The following is a 24,001-nucleotide window of genomic DNA, read 5'->3' on the forward strand; positions in this document are numbered from 1 at the left end:
AAATAAAAATTCTTTCTTTTTGTAAGGATTAGTGACCTATTTTTATTTTTTATCAAAATCTACTTGAAAAAGAAAACTCACACTTAAATTGTCATAATTTAAGTGTGAGTTAGAAATTCTATTTTAGAATAAACAACCCTTCTTGTCGGTGTCTCTTCACTAACAGAACACTATTTTATTTACAACAAATTAGTTATTTCTACGAGGTGGACGAGAATCTCTTCCTCCTCCTCTACTGTCTCTACCATTGCCACGGCTTCCTCCACGGTCATTTCCTCCTCTGTCATTGCTTCTATCACGAGGTGGACGTTCTTCGTAGCCTTCTGGTTTAGGCAATAATACTTTTCTTGATAAACGGAATTTACCAGAACGTTGGTCTACTTCCATTAGTTTTACTTGTACTTCTTCGCCTTCCTCTAAAACGCCTTCCATTGATGGCAAACGCTCCCAAGTAATTTCAGAAATATGAAGCAAACCTTCTTTTCCTTTCATAAACTCTACAAAAGCACCAAATTCAGTAATTTTTTTAACTGTTCCTTCGTATACTTTCCCTTCTTCTGGTGGTGTTACAATCTCTTCAACGATATTTTTAGCAGCTTCTAGTTTATTTTTGTCAGTTGCAAATATAGAAATACGTCCTGCATTATTTACTTCTTCAATCGTAATTGTTGCACCTGTTTCACGCTGAATTTCTTGAACAATTTTTCCTCCAGGTCCGATAACAGCACCAATAAGTTCACGAGGAATAATAATTTGATGAATACGTGGAGCGTGATCTTTCATTTCTACACGAGCTTCTGTCATCGTCTTATTCATTTCTCCCAAAATGTGCATACGACCTTCTTTTGCTTGCAATAAGGCTTTGTGCAATACTTCATACGAAAGTCCATCAATTTTGATGTCCATTTGGTAGGCTGTAATTCCATTTTCTGTTCCTGTCAGTTTAAAGTCCATATCTCCTAGATGGTCTTCATCTCCCAAAATATCAGAAAGAATAGCAAATTTTCCTGTTTCACTGTCAGAAATCATTCCCATAGCAATACCAGAAACAGGCGATTTAAGTTTTACACCTGCATCCATAAGAGCCAACGAACCAGCACAAACAGTAGCCATAGAAGACGAACCATTTGATTCTAAAATATCAGAAACTACACGCACTGTATAAGGATTGTCTTCATAAGAAGGCAAAATATTTTTCAATGCACGCATAGCCAAATTTCCATGTCCTACTTCACGACGACCAGGTCCACGATTCGGACGAGCTTCACCAGTAGAAAATGCAGGGAAATTATAGTGTAAAATAAAACGATTGTAACCAGAGTTCATTGCTCCATCAATCATTTGTTCGTCTAGTTTTGTACCTAGAGTAACTGTTGTAAGTGATTGAGTTTCGCCACGAGTAAAGACAGCAGAACCGTGAGCTGAAGGCAAATAATCAACCTCTGACCAAATAGGACGTACTTCATTTGTTTTTCTTCCATCCAAACGTGTTCCTTCATCTAATACAAAGTTACGAGCAGCTTTTTTGTACATGCTTTTAAAGTATGTACCTACCATTTTCATATCAATTTCATGTTCTTCTGGAAGCGTATCGATATAGGATTGCTTAATAGCTTTCATAGCTTCTCCACGCTCAGATTTACTACGTGAAACGCCTTCTTTCACAGAATCATAAATTGCTTGGTAATACTTCTCATGAAGCATTTTTTCTAATTCTTCATTGCCTTCTGGTTGTAGATGTTCACGCTTTTGGGTGCTTCCAACAGCTTGTTCTAATTCTCTCTGCAAAATACATTGTAACCTAATCGTTTCATGAGCTACTTGAATTGCTTTCAATAAATCTTCTTCTGTTACTTCTTTAGATTCTCCTTCTACCATCATAATATTGTCATACGTTGCAGCGACAATACATTCCAAACTTGCTTCTTCCATTTGAGCAGGCGTTGGATTGATGATATATTCTTCTCCTAATTTGATTACTCGTACTTCTGACATTGGTTCAAGCATAGGCAAATCAGAAACTGCAATTGCAGCCGAAGCAGCAAAACCAGCTAAAGCATCAGGCAAAACTTCCTCATCAGCAGAGATAAGTGAAATCATGATTTGCGTTTCGTTATGATAATTGTCAGGAAAAAGTGGACGGACAGCTCTATCTACAATTCTTGAAATCAAAATTTCATGGTCGGATAATCTTCCTTCACGCTTTAAAAAGCCACCTGGAATACGACCATTAGCAGCAAATTTTTCTTGATAATCAACTGAAAGAGGGAAAAAATCTGTTCCTTCACGAGCTTCTTTTGCGCCTACTACGGTAGCTAAAAGCATTGTATTTCCCATTCTGACAACTACTGCACCACTTGCTTGTTTGGCTAATACGCCTGTTTCTACACTTATTTCTCGTCCGTCGGGGAGAGAAACCGTTTTTATAATCGGATTTGGTTTCATTTACGTTTTTAATTTTTTGTGTTTATTTGTTACGAAGATACAGTTTTTTTTATTATTTCGATTATTTTTTTACACCAAAAAACCCTAAGGGTCTTGAAGACCCTTAGGGTTTAGAAAAAAGAATACAGTAAAAAGATTATTTACGAATACCTAATTCTTTAATGATAGCACGGTAACGCAATACGTCAGTTTTGATTAAATAATCTAATAAACTACGACGCTTACCTACCAATTTCAAAAGACCTAAACGACTAGCGTGATCTTTTTTGTGAACTTTCAAGTGTTCAGTAAGGTAGTTGATACGGTGTGTAAAAAGAGCGATTTGAGATTCTGATGAACCTGTATCTTTTTTACTTTTAGAAAGACTATTTTTTTCAAAAATTTCTTCTTTGTCTGCTGGAGTAAGGTATGCAACTCTTGCCATTTTATTGTGTGTACTTTTGTACGTTGAGTTTGATTAAATGCTAAGGTCAATTCTTTATCACACCATTCAGTCTTAGATTTATATTTTGTGATTTAAAAGCAAATTATTCATTTACTTTTAATTAAATCCAACCTCGGCAATCATCCTTTATAGATAACTGAATGGAGCGCAAAAGTACGCTTTTTTTTTGGGAAATGCAATTTAATAATTTAGCCTTTCTTCTTATTTTTTTGTCTTTCTTTTTTTCTCCTAGCCTTTTGCTCTTTCCTCGTCTCTATAGTACTTACTGAGATGTCAAAGCTGATAGGAACTGACATCCTCACTTTTACTCTTTCTCCTTTATGAATAGCAGGATTCCATTTGGGAGATTCTTGTATTACTCGTACTGCCTCTGCATCAAGTGATGGATGAATAGAATTAATAGCTTTTACATCTACAATATTACCTTCTTTATCTACTGAAAACTGAACCATTACTTTTCCTTTTGCTCTCTCTTCACGAGCTTCTTTCGGATACTGTAAGTTTTTCAATATATATTCATAGAATTTTTCCATACCACCATTAAAAGTTGCAGGAACTTCAACAATAATATCCTCTTCTTTAGAAGAATCTTGTAAAACAAAATTAGTTTGAGATTGAATAATTGTATCAAAATCACTACTTGAAGGAGTAGAAAAAATAAATCCTGTGCTTATAAAAAAAGCAAGAAACAAAACAGAAGCACAAAGAAAATTAGATTTCATATATTTTTTATTTAAACGTTTTTTTAACAAAGATAGGCATAAAATAAAAAAGTCAGAAAACTCAAATTTGAGATTTTTGACTTTTCTATATTACCTATACATTTCGCAGACTAAAGTCCACGCTACAAGAATACATTCGTATTTTACAATTTATAAGCAACACCAAGCATCAGTCCCAAACTTTTCTTTCTAAATCTATCATTATCAAAGGCAAACTTTTTGTCTGTTGTATATTCTGAAAACAAAAAACTAGCTCCTGCATGAAGTCCAATCTTATCATTCAAATCATAGTGAGCATAAATTTCAGAATTGAGACTTCCAATATCGTAATCTCCTGTCAAAAGTAAATTAAAATTTGTAACTGAAGCATTTGAAGTAGTAGCAGAAATATTTTCGCTGTACGAATAAAAAACACTTTCTTGGTCTTTGCCAAAGCTAAAACCAATCGCATCAATATTAAAACCTACACTAAATTTCTTAGAGAATTTGTACATTAAAAAAATAGAAGCATTGAGAGAGTTAGTTTGTGCATTAGGTAAAAATAAAGTATCTAACTTTTCTTCATTTTGAGGTTTGAAAAAATTACCTTCCGAAACATCTGCAGGGGCAGTTACATAATCTCCATCTTTGCCAAAATAAGAAGTAAAATGAACACCATAACCCACATAAAAACGTTTTTTAAAAGCCACAGGATAAAGACGAGAATAAGCAAAAGCTCCCGAAAATCCGTCTTGATAAACTCCTACTGAAAGGTTAAAATCAGAATAAATCTGATTCAAATTAGTTTGTTTTATTTCTGTATTGTCTTGAGCATGACTGTAATTAGAAAATAATACTAAAACAAGTATAAAAATAAAGGACATAAAAAAGGGTACTTTTTTCATAAAAGAAGCATCTAAAATTAAAATAAATAAATAGTAATTGAATTATCTTTTCCCTTTTTTTCTAAAAATACAAATTTTTATCTACTATCAAAATCATTATCTATCATATTCTCTAGCAATTCCTGTTCCTATCCACATCATCAAACAAAACAGAATAGGTATGGATAAAAATCCTAATGCGATATTATTCAAATAAACAATTACAAAACAACTTACTACCGTAGAGATTAAAATTGAAAATAGTCCAAACATTATTTTTCGTGGACTAACTCCCTTTTTTTCTTTTTTATACGTGATTTGCTTTTTGTTTTGGATTAATTTTACTTGGTTATTACTTATTACTAAAGACTTTTGAAATGGAATTTCCTTCAATGTATTGGATTGACCACAATGTTGTTGCCCAATATAAAGCCAAGAGTCTATCAAAAATGCTGATTTACAAGTTGCACAAATTACAATTTGGTCATTTTCTTGAAGCTTATCGCCTGAAATTGGATCGTTTCTTTTTTGTTCTATAAAGTTGTCATGTAATTTTTTCTGTAAGGTATGAATATAAAGCATTTTTGTATAAAATAAGTTTGAATTATACACTTGCAAGCCAATTTCAGAAATTAGAATAAATTTTTGTGGTGTTGTAAAAAGTATGATAAGTTATTTGCTTGTTGGTGTCGCTTCGCTAAAATACCAACAACGGCATTGAAATAAACGAAAACCACGATTAAAATCGTGGGAAAACAGGTACAGAATAGTATAAACCAGCAGGTTTTTTCCCATAACTAAAGTTATGTGTTTCTTTTTTTAATCTTTCCCTTTTTTTCTAAAAATACAAATTTATTCTGACACTGATAAAATAATCTTTCCTTTATTCTGATTTGCTTCCATGTGTTTGTGTGCTTGTTCTGCCAATGCCCAATCAAAAATAGAATCAATAACAGGCTTTAAGTTTTCTTTTTGAAATAATGGCAAAGCAAATTCTGAAAACTGTTTTGTTAGTTCTCTTTGATACTCCAAAGAACGAGCACGCAATGTCGAACCTGTAATCTGAATTCTTTTTATCAAGATTTTTGAAAGATTTGCCTCTTCTAATTTTGCACCACTCATAGCTGCCAAAATCGCCATTTTTCCATCAATAGCAATACAGTCGATATTTTGTTTCCAATAGTTTTGACCAATAAAATCGATGATATAATTTACTCCTTTATCGTCAGTTTGTTCTGAAATTACTTTTGCAAAATCTTCATTTTTGTAATCTATGACTACATCTGCACCCAAATTTCGGCAAAATTCATGTTTTGACTTTGAAGCCGTAACAAAAATTTTCATTCCCAAAACTTTACAAATCTGAATAGCAGCCGAACCAACACCACTAGCACCAGCATGAATCAAAATACTTTTCTGAATTTTATTATTATTTCCTTCGCTCTCAATCTCTGTATTTTCCCTAATTCCTAATCCCCAATCCCTATTTCCCAACAATGTCCAAAAAATAGTCTGAAAAGCTGTCAAAAATACTTCTGGAATTGCAGCAGCTTCTTCAAAAGAAAAATGTTTTGGTTTTGAGATTGCCATTTGTGCATCTATTGTAGCATATTCTGCATCTCCTCCTCCTCCAATAAGTCCGAAAACTTCATCACCTACTTTATGATTAGTTACATTTTTACCAATTTCTACAATTTCTCCTGCGATTTCTAATCCTAAAATTTTTGATGCTCCTTTTGGTGGTGGATATTTTCCTGCTCGTTGTAAAAGGTCTGCTCTATTTAAAGCTGTTGCTTTTACTTTTACCAAAATCTCATTTTCTGATGGAGTTGGTTTTTGAGTATCTCCTACCTGTAAAGGTTCGCTTGGATTTTCAGAATTATATAGAATAGCTTTCACAATTATTTTTTAGTTTGGTTTAAGAAGATGATATTGAGAGTCATTGGTGGGAAAATGGCAAAAAAGAGTATCATAACTTCGCCATTGTTGGTGTCCTTACCATAGGAAATAGAGTTATTTACTCCTTTAGGAGTTGTATATTGGTAGAAAAAAAGAGAAAGCTACCTCTCATTTACTCCGTAGGAGTTTCATAATGGTAAGATTTTGTCTTTAAATGTCATAAATTCTACCAATATATAGTTCCTACGGAACAAGGAACAATTATTTATTCTCATTTTTTCTACCAATATGAAGTTCCTACGGAACAGAGTTACAATAAAAATTTTAACCTTACGGCTATAGTGTCCTCACCAACGATTTTTTATTTTAATTTCTAATTTCTTCGCCAATTATCACAAATGATAGCTGTAGCAATGGCAGCATTTAAAGATTCTGCACTTTCTGTATCATTTCCATTACCTGAGGCAAAACTAGGAATAGTAACTTTATTCGTAATTTCTTTTCCTAGTTGTTCTGATATTCCGTGCGATTCACTTCCGATAACTAAAATTCCTTTTTGTGGAAATTTGGATTGATGTACATTTTTTCCGTCCAAAAATGCCCCAAAGGTATTTCCTTCTGCTAGTTTTAAAAATTCAAATTCATTTCCATAGTGTACTTTCACACGAAGAAAAGAACCCATTGTAGCCGAAAGTGTTTTTGAGTTATATAAATCTACAGTTTGCTCTGAGCAGAAAATATGTTCTATTCCATACCAATCAGCAATTCGAATAATTGTTCCCAAATTTCCTGGGTCATTGATATTTTCTAAAAGCAAAGATAGATTTTCTAGTTTTTTGGGAACTTTTAAAGTTGGAAATTCTAAAACAGCAATCGCAGCATTATTTGACTTTAACGAACCTGCTTCACTAAGTTTATTAGAAGTAGATAAAATAATTTCAAACTGTTCGTTTACTTTGTTATTCAAAAAATTCTGATTTTCTAAATCAGTTAAAAAATCTTGTGTAGCAAAAAGTTGTTTTATTTTGTAGGGCGAATATGTAGCTTGAAGTGTTTCGGTTACAATTTTTGCACCTTCTATCAAAAATGAATTTGTAGCTTTTCTTTCTTTTTTTTGTTGAAGAGAGCGTAAAAATTTTCTTTGGGCGTTTGTCATTTTAAATGGAGTGAGTAATTTTTCTAATGTCTTTGCATCAATAAAATTTTATGAAGCATTTCCTAAACGTGCAAATTCTTCTTCATAATTGATACTTTCTTTTTGCATCAAATTATTATTTGAATAAAACTCACTGAGCAGACGATTAAGCAACAAATAATTTTCTTCAGATTGAATTTTAGATGAATTCAATGTTTGAATCAATTCTGCCACATATTCTGCTTTTTCTGCTCTATATTGAGATGCCATAAATTCAGAATCATTCTCACTATGTAATTTTATCATTTTATTTACCTCATTTATTTGTTCAATAAGGTCTAGTAATTTATAGATATGATGCTTTTTCATAATTGTATTGATTAATTACAGTTTATGATTTTGTAAAGGATTTACAGGATTATTAATACAGATTGCAGTTAGATGATATTATTTATCATAAAAATTATATTCGTAATTTTTAATTCGTAATTGTTCCTAAATAGGAATATAAAGAATTTTTTTAGTCTCAAAAAACTCTTCTTCAAACAAGTCACTTAAATTATACAAGCGTACAAAGTGTTTAAAGTTTGCAAGTTCTTCTTTCAAATCTCCTCCTTTTAAAGCCAAAATGCCATGTTTGAATTCTCCTTCTTCAATTAAGGAAGGTTTGTTTTTTCGAAGAGCTGGTTTTATCCAATGATAGAGTTTTGATGTTTGAGCAACAGCACGAGTAACAGCAAAATCATAATTATTTTTCTTTGCCTTTTCTACTCTCATTTGTTCGGCAACTACATTATCTAAACCAATTTCTTTTGCAACTTCTGTTACTACTCTTATTTTTTTTCCAATAGAGTCCACCAAATGAAAATGCGTTTCTGGAAACAAAATAGCCAACGGAATACCTGGAAAACCACCACCTGTTCCGATGTCAATGATATTATCAGTAGGTTCAAATTCGACAATTTTTCCAATACTCATCGAATGTAAAATATGCCTTTCATAAAGATTTTCTACATCTTTTCTTGAAATAACATTTATTTTTTCATTCCATTCTGCATATAAGTTTTGAAGAGCCGAAAATTGTTCGATTTGTTTTTCAGTAAGATTGGGAAAATAACGCTTAATAATTTCCATTTAAAAATAAAATGATTTTGAAGTGATTTGTGATTAGTAAAAACAGGACTAAAACCCTGTTCAATTAAAAAAAGACTGTATTTTAGTATTTTACAAACCTGCATTTTTAAACTCAACAGGATTTTTATTTTTTATTAGTATACTGACTGGTAACTAATTACTGGTTATTGATTTTCTTCTATTCTTTTTTTATACTCTTGATAATGTTCTGACTCTTTATATTCTTCTCTCAAAATTCCTTTGGTTACATACATATTCCAAATTCCTTTTTGTTTGGCTCTTGCTTTTTCTTGTAGTTTTTCAAACTCTTTTGCAAATTTGATAGTGAAAGCATGATTTCTAATCCAGCCATAGCCTTGTTTTAAAAGTGTAGCATTGAGACACTCACCTGAAGGAAAGTAAATATATGCCAAATGCTTGTCAAATTTATCAAATAATTGCTCATCAAAAAGTAAAATTATATCTTTATTTTTTGTCAGTCTTTCTTCTGTGTAAGCCAATGCTTCCTTGCCAAAAGGAGCTTCATCAATATAAAGAGAAGCACGACTTTCAGGTGTATCTACACCAATCAGACGGACAGTCCAAGTAGTTTCATTTTCAGCATTTACCGAAAGAGTCTTTGAACTTTGATTTTGTTGTGTACCTTTTTCGGGAACTTCTACCACAATCGTATCTCCTTCCAAAACTTCTAAAACGGTTGTTTTGACTGCTTTATCCGAAAAATTAATCATCAAAAAAAGCATGATTTTTTTACGAAAAAAAAGCAGAACTACCACTACCACAAGTAATGTAGCCAAAACTCCTCCATACAAAATATAATTGATTGGTTCTTCCATTTTACAAACTCTATAAACAACACTAAAAATAAACAAAGACAGAATTAGACAATTTTGTCAAAAATAAGCATTTCATTACAGATTAAGCAATGATTTAGAAATTAAATTGCTAAAATCTTATTGGTCTGTTTGCTTATTTTCAATTTCTGCATTCGTTTCAGCCACAAAGTAAAGAGGACGCTGTTTGACATCTGTATTTATGCGACTGATATATTCGCCAATAATTCCTAAACTAATAAGTTGAACACCTCCCAAAAACATAATACTGACCATAATAGAAGACCAACCACTCACATAACCATCAACTACAAAATATTTGGCAATAAACGAATAAATTATCATCAAAAATGCAATGGCAGACACCACAAATCCAGAAACAGTTACGAATTTTATAGGCACATTCGAAAAAGCAGTAATTCCATTTAGAGCTAGATTTATCATTTTTTTATATGAATATCCTGTAACTCCTGCATTTCTTTCAGCTCTATCATATTCTACGTAGGTTTGATTAAAGCCAATCCAAGCAATTTGTCCACGCAAAAACTTATGATTTTCTTTCATTTGGCAAAGTCCCTCTACTACTCTTCTATCCATAATTCTGAAATCACCTGTATCGACAGGAATAGGAAAAGAAGTAATTTTGGAAAGCAAACGATAAAAAGTTTTGGCAGTCAGTTTTTTCATATATCCTTCTCCTGCTCTTGCTCTTCGCTTGGCGTAAACCACTTGATAGCCTTCTTTGAGCTTTTCCCACATCGGTTCTATAAGTTCGGGTGGGTCTTGCAAATCAGCATCAATAATAACAACGGTTTGTCCTTTGCAATAATCTAAACCAGCCGAAACAGCAATCTGATGACCAAAATTTCGGCTCAAATCAATGAATTTTACATTATCATCTTCAAGAGAAAGTTTTTTTACGAGTTCTAACGAATCATCTTTACTTCCATCATTTATAAAAATAAGTTCATACGTCTTTGCCAAATTAGAAACTACTTTAGTAAGTCTTTCATGAAGCAAATGAATATTTAGAGATTCATTGTAGATAGGAATAATGACAGAAAGCTCAATCATGGAAATGATGAATTATTGATTGTAAATGATGAATGAATGCAAATACAAAAGTACGGATTGTTTTTTTATTAGAATCAATTAAATCGGTAGTGTTCCATTCTGAATACTATTAAATATTTTCTCTCAGCTTCTTTGGTTTAGTTATTAAAAAAACCTTTTACCTTTTCAAAATATGCAAATATTCCATTGTTGCGTTGGCTTTGTGTTCTCTGTTGATGTCTTTATCAGCTTTGAAACGTTGGTATTCTGTTTTTTCTAACGAGTATGAACCGTATTTATTCATTATTCTTTTTATAGTTTCTAAGTTCATCAAACCTTCATTGTTGTAGCTTAAAAAGATAAACTCAAAATCTGCATTTTTTATTAATTCTTCAAAAGCAGTTTCTACTTCATTTTTTTTGCAATATTTCGAACGCTCATATTCTCTCAAACCTGTTTTTCCTTTGGGTTCAAAAAATGATAACTTGCCTTGTACTGACGAGCATTATAGGATGGCTTTAAATAGAAAATAAATTTTTATTGAAAAAAAAGCAACTATCTTTAAATTATTGTGTCTATAAAACAAATAAACTTTAATTCTAAAGCACAAGAATTAATTACATACATTGAAAAAACATGAAAAATACAATCTTTCTATTATTTATCGGAATTATGATTGCCTCTTGTAATCAAAAAACAAATTCAACAAAAGAATCAACAGAATTAACAGAAAAGAATACACTTACAGCAGATTCACTAACAAATGAGTTGAATGAAATTTATAAAAGAGGGTATATAAATGGATTTTCTGTAGCTATAGTAAATCCGAATGAAAAACTTTATCAGAACGGTTTCGGATATGCTAATATTGAAGATAAAAAAGAATATACTGAAAATACAATTCAAAATATTGCCTCTATTTCTAAAATTTCTATTGCAGTTGCACTTCTCAAAGCCAAAGAAATGGGATTATTAGAACTGGATGATGCAATCAATAAACACTTACCTTTTGAAGTTTTGAATCCTTATTTTCCTAATGAAGAAATTACAATTAGACAGTTAGCTACACATACATCTTCCATTGTTGATTCGGATTTCTACTGGGAAAAAGTTTATGTATTAAAAGATAAATTAAGTGATGAGCAAGCCAAAAATAAAGAGTTTGTAGATTTTTTTAATACTCCAGATAGCTACCTTCCATTGTCGGAGTTTCTTGAAAAAATGTTGCATAAGGATTCAGAATGGTTTAAAAAAGAAACTTTTGCAAACAGAAAACCAGGAGAGTTTAATGAGTATAGCAATATAGGAGCTGCTTTATGTGCTTTAGTTATAGAATCTGCAGCTAAGACTCCTTTCAATGAATTTACTAAAAAACATATTTTCACACCTTTAGAAATGAATTCTACAGGATGGTTTTTTGATGAGGTTGATTTGGATAAATTTTCTAAACTCTACATTGATAAGACAGAACTTCCTCATTATATCGGACTCACTTATCCAGATGGACATCTGATAACTTCAAGTAGTGATTTAGCTAAGTTATTAGAAGAACTCATAAAAGGATATTCTGGTAATGGAACTTTACTCAATAAAGATAGTTACTCAGAGCTATTTAAATCGCAATTAGAAAAAAAGCATTTTGAAGAAGGAGATAATGATAATGTTGGAATATTTATTGAAAAACTTATTACACGAAATGTCATTGGGCATAGTGGAAGCGACCTAGGTGTTTTTACTTTAATGTTTTTTGACCCAGAAAAAAAAATAGGACGAATATTAATTAAGAACACAGAAAGTGAGAGTGATGAAGCAAATCAAGCGTTTTGGGATGTTTGGAATACACTTGAAAAATATCAAGATAGATTAGAATAAAAATTTGTACAAACAAAAACAATTCAATGTTATTTTATACAAGACTCTACTCAACAAATAGAAAAATATGAAAAACTACCTAACATTACTTTTGCTTCTAATTTCTTTATCTGCTTTCGGACAAAACTTAGATAAGTGTGGAAATGATGATAATCCAGAACTCTCACAAGTAGAATCTGAATTTCTCAATAGTTATTTTTCTGACCAAAACATTGACTTTACTGGTAAAAAAGTAATTTTTGTAACTGGTTCATCAGGTAAAGACATAACAACAAAATCTGATTATTTTAATGCCATAAAAGAATTTGATGAAGGAGAACGCAAAATTGCAACTCGTATTTTTTACTTAAATGAACAACAAAAAATTGATACTGGAAGATATGATATCATAATAACTTATTGGGTTAAGGTTGTTTTTAGTGATAAAGCCAAACAGAAAATTGTAAAAAGGGCAAGTAGAAAAAATAAAGGATAGAAATATCACTTCCTCAAAATATGCAAATATTCCATTGTTGCGTTGGCTTTGTGTTCTCTGTTGATGTCTTTATCAGCTTTGAAACGTTGGTATTCTGTTTTTTCTAACGAGTATGAACCGTATTTGCTCATTATTCTTTTTATAGTTTCTAAGTTCATCAAACCTTCATTGTTGTAGCTTAAAAAGATAAACTCAAAATCTGCATTTTTTATTAATTCTTCAAAAGCAGTTTCTACTTCATTTTTTTTGCAATATTTCGAACGCTCATATTCTCTCAAACCTGTTTTTCCTTTGGGTTCAAAATTATCATAAAGCGCAATCGTATTCAAAAGATGGTAGTTTGCACCATACTGACGAGCATTATACGGTGGGTCTAAATATAGAATATCGCCCTTTATTTTCTTTATTAGTTCGTTTGCATCTTCTTTGAAAACTTGATTCTCTTGGTTATGTCCATTTTGAGGTTTTGGAAAGTGAGCAGGAGAAAAAACTAGATTTTTTTGAGCTGATTTTTTGAGTTGTTTTAAAAATGCGCCATACACAGAAGCTGTATTTGCTATTTTATCAGCACTTTCTAAAAGAGAAGCCAAAAGAAAGAAATATTCACTTTGAAAAACAAAATTATTTAACTTCCATTCTTCCACTTTCTTTCTAATTACATCAATTTTTTTTCCATTATCGTCGCTAAAATAAAGTCGTTCACTTCCACTTCCTTGACAATAGTTTTTATAAATAAAACCGTCTTTTTGTTCTTTTATAGATAAACTGTTCAATTCTTCTATCAAAAAAACAATTCTTTCATTCGGAATAGCTTTTGTATTTTCTATATAATTTTTAAGTAAAACATAACTATATGGTTCTAAATCATTTGCAATAATTTGATTTACAAATGGTTTTAGTTTTCTACTAATGATTCCTGTTCCTGCAAAAAGTTCTGCAAAAATGGTTTGAGAGAGAGGTTTTGAAGGATTTGATTTATTATATTTTTCAGTAATAGTTTCTATTATCCAATCTGAAAGACGAAGTTTTGAGCCGATGTAATTCATTTTTATTGAAATAACTAGTTCAAGCGTCGACGCTTAAACCAGTTATCGATACTTGAATCAGTTATTAAAAACCTTATTTTATTAGCAAATAGATGAGTAAAGCCAAATTGATTAGCATTCCGACAAAGGTAATGATTTGAAACGTACTAATTTTTTCTAATTTATCCAGTTTTGATTTTTGTAGCGTTAGCTCTTCTGAAATTTGTTCTCTGATTGGAATAATTGCTTCATTTTGAGCCTTTTGTAATGATACCAATTGATTTTTCTGTTGCAAAGAAATTTCTTCTTCTAACTTTATTTGGTTTTGATTATAGCTTTTACTTTGCAAATCAAATTTATTCTCTAAATTCTCTTTTATTTCTTTAAATTCTTTGCTTTGGTTGTCATAAATAAACTTCAATGCCTTTTTCTGATAATCGGCAAAGGTATCAAACTGATTTTTTTGGTTTTCTTGTACACTTGTTTGGGCTTCTTTTAAAAATTCAGATTGATTATAGATTTCTCGTTCTTGATTTTCCAAGTTTGTTCCTATTGTATCAAACTGCATTTGGAATTCACTCATTTTATCCAAAACAGTCTTAAACTGGGTATATGTTTTTTCCAGTTTTTCAAAAAGTGTGTTTGCTTGAATATGCAGAGCTTGATTTTCTTGTTGAATTGTATCAATTTTCAAGACTAACATTTTTTCTAATTCTTCATCACGTTCTTTTGTATGTGAGGTAAAATCAGAAAGATTCATTTTGATTCTCTTTGTAGCTCGCTCATAAAACCCAGTAGCTTGATTTTCCAGTTTTTCCAACTGTGTGGATAATGTATGCGAAGTAAGCGAATAAAAATCTTCGTTTTTCTGCGTGAGTGCAGTCAAACGATTTTGTATTCTTTCTGTTGTTTCTAAATAAAATTTTTCGTGATTGGCGTTTAAGTTATCTGTTTTTTGCACAAGCAAATCCTGTGTTTGTTCGTAAAATGCTTTATTTTGAGATTTTACTTCTTTCAAATGCGCTTCTATAGATGCTGTTTGCTCATCTAATTCGTCTCTAGTTTGCTTGATTTGACTTTCAGCTTGTTCTATTTTTTGATTGGTTGCTTGAAGTGCTGAAACCGAATCTGTATTTTGCTTAGAAATAGAGATTATTTTTTGGTCTAGCAGATTTTCATAGCTTTCTAGTTGTAGTCGCAGTTTTTCAAAAAGCTCTAAATTTTGTCTGTAATTTTCCTCTGTTTTTTCGGCTTTTGCATAGACTTCCGTCAAAGAATTTAGCGTTGTACTTTGAGTTTGAAGTTCCGAAATGGTGTTTTGTAACTGTTCTAAATGCGACATTTATTGAGTGATAAATTATTAGTGATTAGTGATAAACGAATGCAAAATACTAATTCATTTACAATTTATTAAAGTAGCAAACCTTTTTTCAAAAAACAAAATAAAATTCTATAAATCTATTTTTTCTTCTACAATTTTATTCTAAAAAAAATATTAAGGTTGCCAAAGTTCAATTTTGTTGCCTTCTATATCCAGAATATGAACAAATTTTCCATAATCAAAACTTTCTATTTCATCAAGAATAGTAACTCCTTCTTCTTTCAAAACTTCGACTAGCTTTTCTAAATCTTCAACTCTATAATTAATCATAAAGTCTTTTTTAGAAGGTTCAAAATAGGTCGTTTTTTCATCAAAAGGACACCATTGTGTAGAGCCTTTTTGGGTAGCATCTTCGGCTTGATGCCATTCAAAGCTCGTTCCATAGTCATTTGTATCAAACCCTAGATGTTTTTTGTACCATGCTTTCATGGCTTTAGGATTTTGACACTTAAAAAATACTCCTCCAATACCTGTAACTCGTTTCATTTTTGTTTTTTGTTAAATCAAAACCATTTTTTCTGTTTAAAATAAATTATAATTCCGACTGTAATAACAGACATTACACCCAATAAAACATAATAACCATTCTGTGTTTCAAGTTCGGGAATATTTTTAAAATTCATTCCATAAATTCCTGCCAAAAATGTCAGAGGAATAAAGATAACAGAGAAAATAGTAAGTGTTTTCATTACTTCATTCAAACGGTGTCCTTGAATACTAAAAACAAGGTTTAGACTGCTTTCAAGTGTTTGGAGTTCGAAGTCAATATCTGTAATTAAGTCGTTGGTTTGTTCTTTTAGTTCTGAAAAATAACTATTTTTTATGTATTTATTTTTTACTTTTTCTAAACGTAAAAGTGTAGTTCGTAAACTGTTTGCTGATTTTTTAAATTTTAAAAGGTTGCGTCTTTGTTTTTCAATTTGATTGGTAAACTCTGGTGTTGGTTTTACTTTGGTTGTGTCTAGCATTTCAGAATACATTTCGATATAATTCTGATTCGTTTCATAATAATTATCAATAATTGATTCTATCAGAAGAAAAAGCAAATAATCAGATTTCTTTTTTCTTATTAATCCTTTATTATCTCTAATTCGCTCTCTAATCCAACCAAAATAATCTCCTTTTTGCTCTTGAATACTCCACACAAAATCAGAAGAAACAATAAAAAACATTTGTTCTGAATCTAAAGAATCATTTTCTGTTTTTAATACTCTGATTGAAACAAAAAGTAAATCTTCTAACTCAATCACTTTATTAGATTGCTCATCATCTTTTATTAACTTCAACAAAAAATCATCTAACTTATTTTGAATAATTACTTGTCTTAATTGGTCTTCATACTCCATTCCATAAGTATTTATCCAACGTATAAGACCATCTTTTTCAGATGTAATTACGTGCTCTATTTTTTCATAATTACCTGTCTTATAATCAGTTTCATTGTACTGAATGAGCGTAGTATTTTCTAAAAATGTTTTTGGCATATTGTTTTTTTGAATTGTAGTATAATATGTATCTTTTCCCTACACTAATTTTCATTTATTCTAAAATCTGATTTCTAAATTTATTCTATAAAAACCTCTTCTTTTCTATCTCTAGTTATGCTGACTTTAAAAGCATCATCCATATTACAATATAATTTCCTGCTTGGATATACCGAATGATTTTATTTAGATTGACAATATACGAACGATGAGAGCGAAAAAATAAGAATAAACTAAATTTCACTAAAAATATTTGAAGTACATTGATTTGTTTACAAGTAAATAGAAAAGTTTCTCAGACTTGTATTATATTCTAGATTTAGATTTTAAAAAATGGAATTTCTTTTTGTATCAGAGTCTGTACTTTTATTAAAAATTCGAATTCCTACAAGAACTTCATTTGTTGTTCCTAATGAATTAAAATTATTCTCATTACTTTTTATAAAACTTGAAAACTCATACGAGTAAGCAATATCTAACCAAGAAGTAATGCGAGTTCCTAGAAAAGTCTGAACAGCTCTTTTATGACGGTAATTGGCTGCCACCCAAATCAAATCAGTATAAGATAGTTTTGTATTCAAATCCCAGTTCATATCTGTTGTTTTGTTGATACTCATCAAAAAAGAAGGAGATAAAACAAAATTTTCACTTAAATTTATAACTGTTCCTGCTGATAAGTTATAATAACGCTCCAAATTATCAGTGGTATTTTGTCCTATATTTACATTATTTTCGAATAATTGATAAACACCAAAACCACCAAAAAAACGGTCATTTTGTAGCCAAACACCTATATTTGCATCTGGAACTGTGCTCTGTTGATTGTTCTGAATAGCGTTATCATTTGGATTGTATAAAGTCGCCTTTGATGCGTCAAAGCCAATAGTTTTGAGTCCAAAACTAGCACCAAAAGACATTCGAAGTCTAGAATTTGCATCCCATTCATCACGTTGTGAAAGTGTCAGATGATACGCATAACGAGCATAAATACCTGTTTCACTCCATAGTCCTGCTTCATTGTGATAGGTTTCTAATCCTGTGGCGTGATAAGCTGCTGATAAAACTTCTGTTTTGTTTTGAAAAAGTGGTGTTTGTGCCAAAAATGAAAAACTATTTGGAGCACCTTGTATTCCAGACCATTGTTTGCGATAGTTCATCTTTATATCTAAGGCATTTTCAGTTCCTAATGCAGCAGCATTAACGGTTGCCCAATTCCAAATATAATTTCCAGAATAAAGCGAATTTTGCGCTCTAAGAGAAGAAAAGGTCACAAAAGTAAAAAAAGATAAAAAAAGTAATCGATTTATCATAGTTTCGTGATATTCAAAAGATGAGTTTAAAAATTATATATTATTTAGCTAAAAAAAAGTGTACTAGACCTCAATTTGTAATGAATTGATTTATAAAGAGTTTTTGCTTTTATTTACTTGAAAATACAAAAATAAAGCCTAATTTAGAGTTTGTTAAACCTTACACTATATACTTTTTTACTTTCTATTTATTCGAATAGAAAAGCCTTCTATTTATAATAAAAACTAATATGAGAAATAGAGAATACAATTATTATAAAATTTATGTACAACTCTGTATAGTAGTTTTTCTTATATGTATTCCTGTTTTTTTTGTGAAGGCTCAAAAAAATAAGGCTAACTCTTTTCAAGATAAATCATTTGAGAAAATTTGGCTCTCAAGCCAACAAGAAAAATTAATTATTTCTAGTTCTTCTCAAATTGCAGAAGATAAGACAGGTTTTTTATCTATTCAGCAAGCCATAAAAAGCTTAAATTTTGAAAATTCTAAGGAAGCCAAACCAAATTTTGGTTATACTTCTTCTACTTATTGGTGTAGATTTCAGATTGAAAATGCTACTAATAACTCTCAAAATCGTTGGTTAGAAATACAATATCCTTTATTAGATTCGGTTTGGCTATACGAAGTAGATAGCGCACAAAATATTATTCAAGTGCAATTACTGGGCGACAAGATGCCTTACACCCAACGAGAAATAAAAGATGCTGACTTAATTTTTGTGTTAAATATTAATCCTAGAAAGACAACAACCTATTATATGCGTTGCCGAACACAAGGAACAATGACTTTTCCTTTAGTTCTTTGGCAACCTCAAGCCTTTAGCGAACAGACAGCCAATGATAGATTTGGTTTTGGGATTTATTATGGAATAATTGTCGTGATGATTTTCTATAACTTGTTTATCTTTTTCTCTTTGAGGGATAGAGCTTATCTTTATTATGTTCTGACAATTGCTTCCATTGCTCTTTTTCAACTTGCTTTTAATGGATTAGGATTTCAATATTTGTGGTCTAATTTCTATCCTTTTAATGATATTGCTATTCCTTTTTCTATTAGTTGTTTTTCTTTTATTTCTCTTCTTTTTGCTAGACAGTTTTTGCATTTGAAGAAACTACTTCCCAAAACAGATAAACTCGTTTTAGTCTTTGTTGCACTAATTATTATCGAACTTTCTTTGACTTTTTTTCTGCCTTATAAAGTGATGATAAAGGTAAGTTCTATTACTGGAGTTGTGGCTACTACACTTCTTTTTTATATGGGTGTGATGAGTTATAGAAGAGGTTACAAATCAGCTATCTATTTTTTAATAGCTTGGTCATTGTTTTGGTTAGGTATTTTATGTAGTATTTTTAAAGGCTTTGGGCTTTTATCTACTAATTTTATCACTACTTATGCCATACAAATTGGTTCGGCTTTAGAAGTCATTTTATTATCTCTAGGTCTTGCAGACCGTATAAATATGCTTAAAAATCAGCTTGCTGAAAAAACAATTACCGAAAAAAATCAGAAAATAGAAAATGAAATAAGACAACGTTATTTAATAGAATCTCAAAATCAAAAATTAGAACAATTAGTAGCAGAACGAACAGTTGATTTGGAACAAAAAACGATAGAGTTGCAAAGCCAAAACCAAAAAATAACGGATAGTTTGAAATATGCAAAACGTATTCAAGATGCTATTTTACCTCCTAAAGAAGAACGAGATACTATTTTAGAAAATCATTTTGTATTTTTCAAACCAAAAGATATTGTTTCTGGAGATTTTTATTGGATTTCAGAGCATAAAAAAGAACAAAAAATAATTGTTGCTGCTGTAGATTGTACAGGACACGGTGTTCCAGGTGCATTTATGTCCATTATTGGAAATAATTTACTCAATCAAATTATAAATGAGAAAAATATATTTTATCCTTCTGATATTTTAGAAGAATTGCATAAAGGTGTTCGCACCATTTTAAAACAAGATTATGATTCTAGTTCTAACCTAAATACTTCTAGAGATGGAATGGATATAGCACTCTGTGTTATAAATAGAGAAAAACATACACTAGAATTTGCAGGCGCAAACCGTCCTTTATGGATTGTAAAGAATGGAAAATTTGAAGAAATAAAAGGAGATAGACGAGCAATTGGAGGTTGGCAAAATGAACAAAAAAGAGAATTTAAAACACATTCTATTGACTTAAATGAAGAGATGAATGTTTATTTATCGTCTGATGGATATAGCGACCAATTTGGAGGAAACAATGAAGAAGGAAAAGAACAAACAAGTAAAAAATTCATGTCTAAAAACTTCAAAAAACTATTAGTAGATATAAACAATACAGAAAGAACATCTCAAAATCTAGAAACTCAATGTTCTACCTTAGAGCAAGTAATGGAAAAATGGAAGGGAAATGAACCTCAAATTGATGATGTTTTAGTAGTTGGTTTTGCTGTTAGTAAAGGATAATCATCAAATACACAAAAAATCTTCCTCTTTTTTGATTGGAATGAGGAAGATTTGATTTTATAAATATCTTTTAAAGTGGAACACTATGAACAAAGTCTATATTCTTATAATATACTACTTGTAGAATTTTCATTTTTTTTGATACAAAAATAGCTAATTTTCTTTTTCATTGTCAATAGTAGTTCGTCTTGTATTTCAATGGCAGAAATTGGAGTTATAATTTTATTCTTGGCAACAGCTATAGCTTCTACAAAATTTTGTTTGTGCAAAAGATTAAAAAGAGCTGCACTTGTATTATTAAAATGACTATTTTTTCGATGACTAATATCAGCTTCCTCAATAAAATAACCCATTTGTTTTAATAAAGGAATTCTTGAAGCATCTGCTTGCATGGTAGAGCTAATGGATTGAATTTCAGAATTCAAACAGGCTTGTAAAAATAATATTCTCATGATGGCTGTATATCCTAAGCCTCTATACTCTAAAAAAGTAGATGCTTTACCTATAGTAAAAGTAGGGAAAATAGGAAAGGAAAAAGAAGTGTTCAAGGATATATCAAAGAACTTTTCTAGTTCTGCTTTTGTAATCAGAATTTTTCCTTGCAAAGTAGAGATAATTTGCTTTTCCTCATTTTCTAATATTAGAGTAATGGATTGTTCATCACTTTCATTCCAATGCAAAAATGAAGTATCAGATATTATTGAACCAGTTGCAGTTTGATAAGCAGTAGTTCGTAGTTTTTCTACAGCAGTAATATCTTCCTGAGTTGCTATTCTTATAATCATTGTTTTTTTGTGAAGAGGTACATGATGTATAGAAAGTATAGCACTCTTTCAGAATGTCATAATTTCGTATTACCCTTACAATACCTTCATTATTTTTGTAATATTTAAAATTTGTTTAGAAAAATACAAAGTTATTTCTAATGAAAAAAATAAAATCCTCTACAAAACATTTTTCACAAACGAAATTAACGAATTATTAAACTGTCTCACACTATTTAGTCATCCTTTTAGTTTTAGAGCACATTTAAAAATACAGCAAAATTTATATATGCTTGTAGTGATACGCTACAATAGATGGAAAATTTGTTGACATCTCTATTATATTACAAAATACTATTTTTAATTGAATCTATTCCATTACCCACTCTAAGGCTTGTTCTTCATCGTCAAAATATTTTTGATAGAAATTTTGAGCTATTTCTTCCTCCATAGTTTGCTTAAGAGCTACAACTTCAAAAATTCCAGAAGGCATAACTAATGCCATTCTATCTATTATATTCATAAATTTTGGAAAGACTTCTGTATTTACCCACTCTTGCATTTTGGGAGCAATAGAATACTTCATGTTTACTAAATTGACTAAATCTCTTGTGGGAGTGTATGTTTCGCACATTTCTGCAAATAAGAGCATTTCCTGTTTAAAATCTTCATCACTCATATCTAAGGTAGCAGGTAGAGCTTTATGCATAATCAATGATTTGCTTTTATCAAATGAAATTTCGTAGTATTTGCTTGTATGAAGTGCTTTCATTTTGTTGTCTAATTTAGTAAAATTGGAATTCCATAAATATTCTTATTAATTTAAACAAACGATAATAAAATACCAAGATTATATCAATATAAATCACACTTTAATCAGTTTTTTTTATAAAAAACTCCTCACTCCTTTTCTTTGATTGGAATGAGGAAAGTTTGATTTTATGAATACTTTTAAAGCATGATAGTAACTGCTTAGGATCAATTACAAATTTAATTTATTGATTACCAGTTAATTGAATGTTTTAAAATAGTAGTTTATTTAATTCTTATTTCTTATATATGTACAATGAATAAGTAAAAAATTAATCTTTACTATAATGCTCTTATTTCACTACTGTAGCTTCTAATTCAACAGTTAATGTTTCAAAAAGACTTTTCACTTCAAGTACAGTAGATGCTTGTTCTATTTCATGTTTGGATATCCAGTTCTGAATAATATCGAAGTTAGCAAAAAAATCTTCTGAAGAAGTTGTATAGATATTTAAGCGCACAATATTTTTACACTCATAACCAGCTTCATATATGACTTTTTCTAAGTTTTGTAAACTATGGACTATTTGGCTTTTCATATCAGCAGCACTAGAAATTCCATTATTATCTATAGCTGTTTGTCCTGCTATGTAGAGTGTGCTTTCTACATTTTTTACTTCTACAGCTTGTACATAGCTACGTTGGTTTTGCCATTGCCAAGGATTGATAGTTCTTTTTTGCATTTTTTTTCTTGTTTTTGAGTAAATATACTCTGGATGATTAAAAATTTATAATGCAAAATTGTACTTTTGAAAAAGAAAAAATTGTGATATATATCACAAATTCAAATGAAGGTTTTGTCAAGAAGAAATCCGACTCAGAGTTTCTCGTGAACAGCCTAAATATAAAGCAAGTTGAGCTTTTGGTACTCTTTGAAATAATAATGGATATTTTTGAAGCAGCTTTTCATAACGCTCTTTTACACTAGTTGTTAATAATGAGAGTATGCGCTGCTGAGAAGCAATGAATCCTTTATTTGACATCTCTATTAAAAAGGTTTTCATCTTTGGAACTTCTAGACACATTTTTTGATAATTTTTAAGGGAAAGGCACAACACAGATGTATCTTCAATAGCTTGTAAAGACATACGAGCTTTTGATTGAGTAAAATAAGCTTGAAAATCGGATTCCCACCAATCTTCCATAGCAAAAGAAACAATATGAACCTTACCCAAATCGTCGACATAAGTAAGTTTCAAGAGTCCTGATACTATAAAATAAGCATACTTTACACTATCACCTTCTTTGATAAGAAACTGCTTTTTTTTGATTTTTTTTTCAACAAATAATGAACAAACAAAGCTAAATTCTTCATAGGTTAGAGGTGTAATAGCATTTATGTGATTTCTTAATTCTTCCAGCATTTAGTAATTTATTTTTATCTAAAAATAGAAAAAACTAGCTATCATATCAATGGAACAAAATGCTAAAAAATTATGGCTCTTCCGACTTTTTAGCGAAACATAGTGTGTTCAACTCCCTAGAGTTGAACGAAACGCTTTCTCAGAAGCGTGATTTAAGCAATATCACGCTTCTGAGGAAGCGTTTCGTTCGTTTTTGAGAACGGTGTAACCCTCAGCGAAGCTAAAACGAACGCACACTATTTTATAATTTCGTTAAATTGTCGGAAGAGCCAAAATTATTTATCCATCTTTAGATGATACAGCATTTTGATATTGATTGTATCTAACAATAGTATTTTTGAAAAAGCAGCTTTTTAGAAGTTGCTTTTTTTTGTCGAACACACCAAAAATTACAAAGGAAGGTACAAAATCAACTAAATTTATTTTTATTTTTTGTTTTAATTATTTTTAACATATTCTATATTAACAAATTGTTAAGAACAAAGAAAACACACTAAGCGAAATAATATTTTGAAAAAATAAATTAAACAGAAT

At 30.4% G+C, this 24,001-nt stretch carries 24 protein-coding genes; 3 read left to right on the forward strand and 21 right to left on the reverse strand.

Annotation, left to right across the window (positions count from 1 at the left end; all coding sequences use genetic code 11):
* Positions 1–189 precede the first annotated feature (189 nt).
* From pnp to V9L04_RS04530, 12 genes are all read right to left on the reverse strand, one after another.
* Entirely contained in the window at positions 190–2,445 is a 2,256-nt protein-coding gene (gene pnp / locus V9L04_RS04475) for a polyribonucleotide nucleotidyltransferase (RefSeq protein WP_338792878.1), read from the reverse strand.
* Between the two features lie 136 nt (positions 2,446–2,581).
* The gene (rpsO, locus tag V9L04_RS04480) at positions 2,582–2,869 is read right to left on the reverse strand and encodes a 30S ribosomal protein S15 (protein ID WP_338792879.1); all 288 of its coding nucleotides are present in this window, start codon (positions 2,867–2,869) and stop codon (positions 2,582–2,584) included.
* A 209-nt stretch (positions 2,870–3,078) separates the two neighbouring features.
* The gene (locus V9L04_RS04485) at positions 3,079–3,612 is read right to left on the reverse strand and encodes an energy transducer TonB (protein WP_338792880.1); all 534 of its coding nucleotides are present in this window, start codon (positions 3,610–3,612) and stop codon (positions 3,079–3,081) included.
* Between the two features lie 143 nt (positions 3,613–3,755).
* Entirely contained in the window at positions 3,756–4,475 is a 720-nt protein-coding gene (locus V9L04_RS04490) for a hypothetical protein (RefSeq protein WP_338792881.1), read from the reverse strand.
* Between the two features lie 117 nt (positions 4,476–4,592).
* Positions 4,593–5,057: a hypothetical protein gene (locus V9L04_RS04495; RefSeq protein WP_338792882.1), complete on the reverse strand. Its 465-nt coding sequence runs from the start codon at positions 5,055–5,057 to the stop codon at positions 4,593–4,595.
* 270 nt (positions 5,058–5,327) lie between these two features.
* On the reverse strand, positions 5,328–6,374 hold the full coding sequence (locus tag V9L04_RS04500; protein WP_338792883.1) for an NAD(P)H-quinone oxidoreductase: 1,047 nt from the start codon (positions 6,372–6,374) through the stop codon (positions 5,328–5,330).
* A gap of 373 nt (positions 6,375–6,747) precedes the next feature.
* Positions 6,748–7,530, reverse strand: a complete 783-nt coding sequence (locus V9L04_RS04505) for an RNA methyltransferase (RefSeq protein ID WP_338792884.1) — start codon at positions 7,528–7,530, stop codon at positions 6,748–6,750.
* A 48-nt stretch (positions 7,531–7,578) separates the two neighbouring features.
* The gene (locus V9L04_RS04510; RefSeq protein ID WP_338792885.1) at positions 7,579–7,878 is read right to left on the reverse strand and encodes a hypothetical protein; all 300 of its coding nucleotides are present in this window, start codon (positions 7,876–7,878) and stop codon (positions 7,579–7,581) included.
* Between the two features lie 126 nt (positions 7,879–8,004).
* The gene (rsmG, locus tag V9L04_RS04515) at positions 8,005–8,643 is read right to left on the reverse strand and encodes a 16S rRNA (guanine(527)-N(7))-methyltransferase RsmG (protein ID WP_338792886.1); all 639 of its coding nucleotides are present in this window, start codon (positions 8,641–8,643) and stop codon (positions 8,005–8,007) included.
* A gap of 164 nt (positions 8,644–8,807) precedes the next feature.
* Positions 8,808–9,479: a thermonuclease family protein gene (locus V9L04_RS04520; protein WP_338792887.1), complete on the reverse strand. Its 672-nt coding sequence runs from the start codon at positions 9,477–9,479 to the stop codon at positions 8,808–8,810.
* Positions 9,480–9,596: 117 nt separating this feature from the next.
* Positions 9,597–10,550, reverse strand: coding sequence for a glycosyltransferase family 2 protein (locus V9L04_RS04525; protein ID WP_338792888.1), 954 nt, complete (start codon positions 10,548–10,550; stop codon positions 9,597–9,599).
* 157 nt (positions 10,551–10,707) lie between these two features.
* Positions 10,708–10,980 carry a hypothetical protein gene (locus V9L04_RS04530; protein WP_338792889.1) on the reverse strand — a complete coding sequence of 91 codons (273 nt, stop codon included), beginning with the start codon at positions 10,978–10,980 and terminating at the stop codon, positions 10,708–10,710.
* A 185-nt stretch (positions 10,981–11,165) separates the two neighbouring features.
* Between V9L04_RS04530 and V9L04_RS04535 the strand changes: the two genes are divergently transcribed.
* The gene (locus V9L04_RS04535; RefSeq protein WP_338792890.1) at positions 11,166–12,401 is read left to right on the forward strand and encodes a serine hydrolase domain-containing protein; all 1,236 of its coding nucleotides are present in this window, start codon (positions 11,166–11,168) and stop codon (positions 12,399–12,401) included.
* A gap of 67 nt (positions 12,402–12,468) precedes the next feature.
* Positions 12,469–12,876, forward strand: coding sequence for a hypothetical protein (locus V9L04_RS04540; protein ID WP_338792891.1), 408 nt, complete (start codon positions 12,469–12,471; stop codon positions 12,874–12,876).
* 5 nt (positions 12,877–12,881) lie between these two features.
* Here V9L04_RS04540 and V9L04_RS04545 read toward each other — a convergent pair whose 3' ends face one another.
* The 5 genes from V9L04_RS04545 to V9L04_RS04565 all read right to left on the reverse strand — a co-directional run bounded on the left by V9L04_RS04545 (position 12,882) and on the right by V9L04_RS04565 (position 18,076).
* The gene (locus V9L04_RS04545; RefSeq protein WP_338792892.1) at positions 12,882–13,922 is read right to left on the reverse strand and encodes a DNA adenine methylase; all 1,041 of its coding nucleotides are present in this window, start codon (positions 13,920–13,922) and stop codon (positions 12,882–12,884) included.
* Positions 13,923–13,995: 73 nt separating this feature from the next.
* On the reverse strand, positions 13,996–15,243 hold the full coding sequence (locus V9L04_RS04550) for a hypothetical protein (RefSeq protein WP_338792893.1): 1,248 nt from the start codon (positions 15,241–15,243) through the stop codon (positions 13,996–13,998).
* Between the two features lie 153 nt (positions 15,244–15,396).
* Positions 15,397–15,768: a VOC family protein gene (locus V9L04_RS04555; protein ID WP_338792894.1), complete on the reverse strand. Its 372-nt coding sequence runs from the start codon at positions 15,766–15,768 to the stop codon at positions 15,397–15,399.
* 17 nt (positions 15,769–15,785) lie between these two features.
* Positions 15,786–16,766 carry a magnesium and cobalt transport protein CorA gene (locus V9L04_RS04560; protein ID WP_338792895.1) on the reverse strand — a complete coding sequence of 327 codons (981 nt, stop codon included), beginning with the start codon at positions 16,764–16,766 and terminating at the stop codon, positions 15,786–15,788.
* Positions 16,767–17,092: 326 nt separating this feature from the next.
* Positions 17,093–18,076, reverse strand: a complete 984-nt coding sequence (locus V9L04_RS04565) for a PorP/SprF family type IX secretion system membrane protein (protein WP_338792896.1) — start codon at positions 18,074–18,076, stop codon at positions 17,093–17,095.
* 230 nt (positions 18,077–18,306) lie between these two features.
* Here V9L04_RS04565 and V9L04_RS04570 point away from each other — a divergent pair, with 230 nt between their 5' ends.
* Complete coding sequence (locus V9L04_RS04570) at positions 18,307–20,529, forward strand: 7TM diverse intracellular signaling domain-containing protein (RefSeq protein WP_338792897.1); 2,223 nt, start codon at positions 18,307–18,309, stop codon at positions 20,527–20,529.
* A gap of 104 nt (positions 20,530–20,633) precedes the next feature.
* On the opposite strand, the gene V9L04_RS04575 is transcribed toward V9L04_RS04570, so the two are convergent.
* The 4 genes from V9L04_RS04575 to V9L04_RS04590 form a co-directional block, all read right to left on the reverse strand.
* Positions 20,634–21,314 carry a hypothetical protein gene (locus tag V9L04_RS04575; RefSeq protein WP_338792898.1) on the reverse strand — a complete coding sequence of 227 codons (681 nt, stop codon included), beginning with the start codon at positions 21,312–21,314 and terminating at the stop codon, positions 20,634–20,636.
* Positions 21,315–21,663: 349 nt separating this feature from the next.
* Entirely contained in the window at positions 21,664–22,065 is a 402-nt protein-coding gene (locus V9L04_RS04580; protein ID WP_338792899.1) for a hypothetical protein, read from the reverse strand.
* 331 nt (positions 22,066–22,396) lie between these two features.
* Positions 22,397–22,786, reverse strand: a complete 390-nt coding sequence (locus tag V9L04_RS04585; RefSeq protein ID WP_338792900.1) for a RidA family protein — start codon at positions 22,784–22,786, stop codon at positions 22,397–22,399.
* Positions 22,787–22,903: 117 nt separating this feature from the next.
* The gene (locus V9L04_RS04590; RefSeq protein ID WP_338792901.1) at positions 22,904–23,467 is read right to left on the reverse strand and encodes a Crp/Fnr family transcriptional regulator; all 564 of its coding nucleotides are present in this window, start codon (positions 23,465–23,467) and stop codon (positions 22,904–22,906) included.
* Positions 23,468–24,001 lie beyond the last annotated feature (534 nt).

The sequence above is a fragment of the Bernardetia sp. MNP-M8 genome (assembly GCF_037126285.1).
Lineage (GTDB): Bacteria > Bacteroidota > Bacteroidia > Cytophagales > Bernardetiaceae > Bernardetia.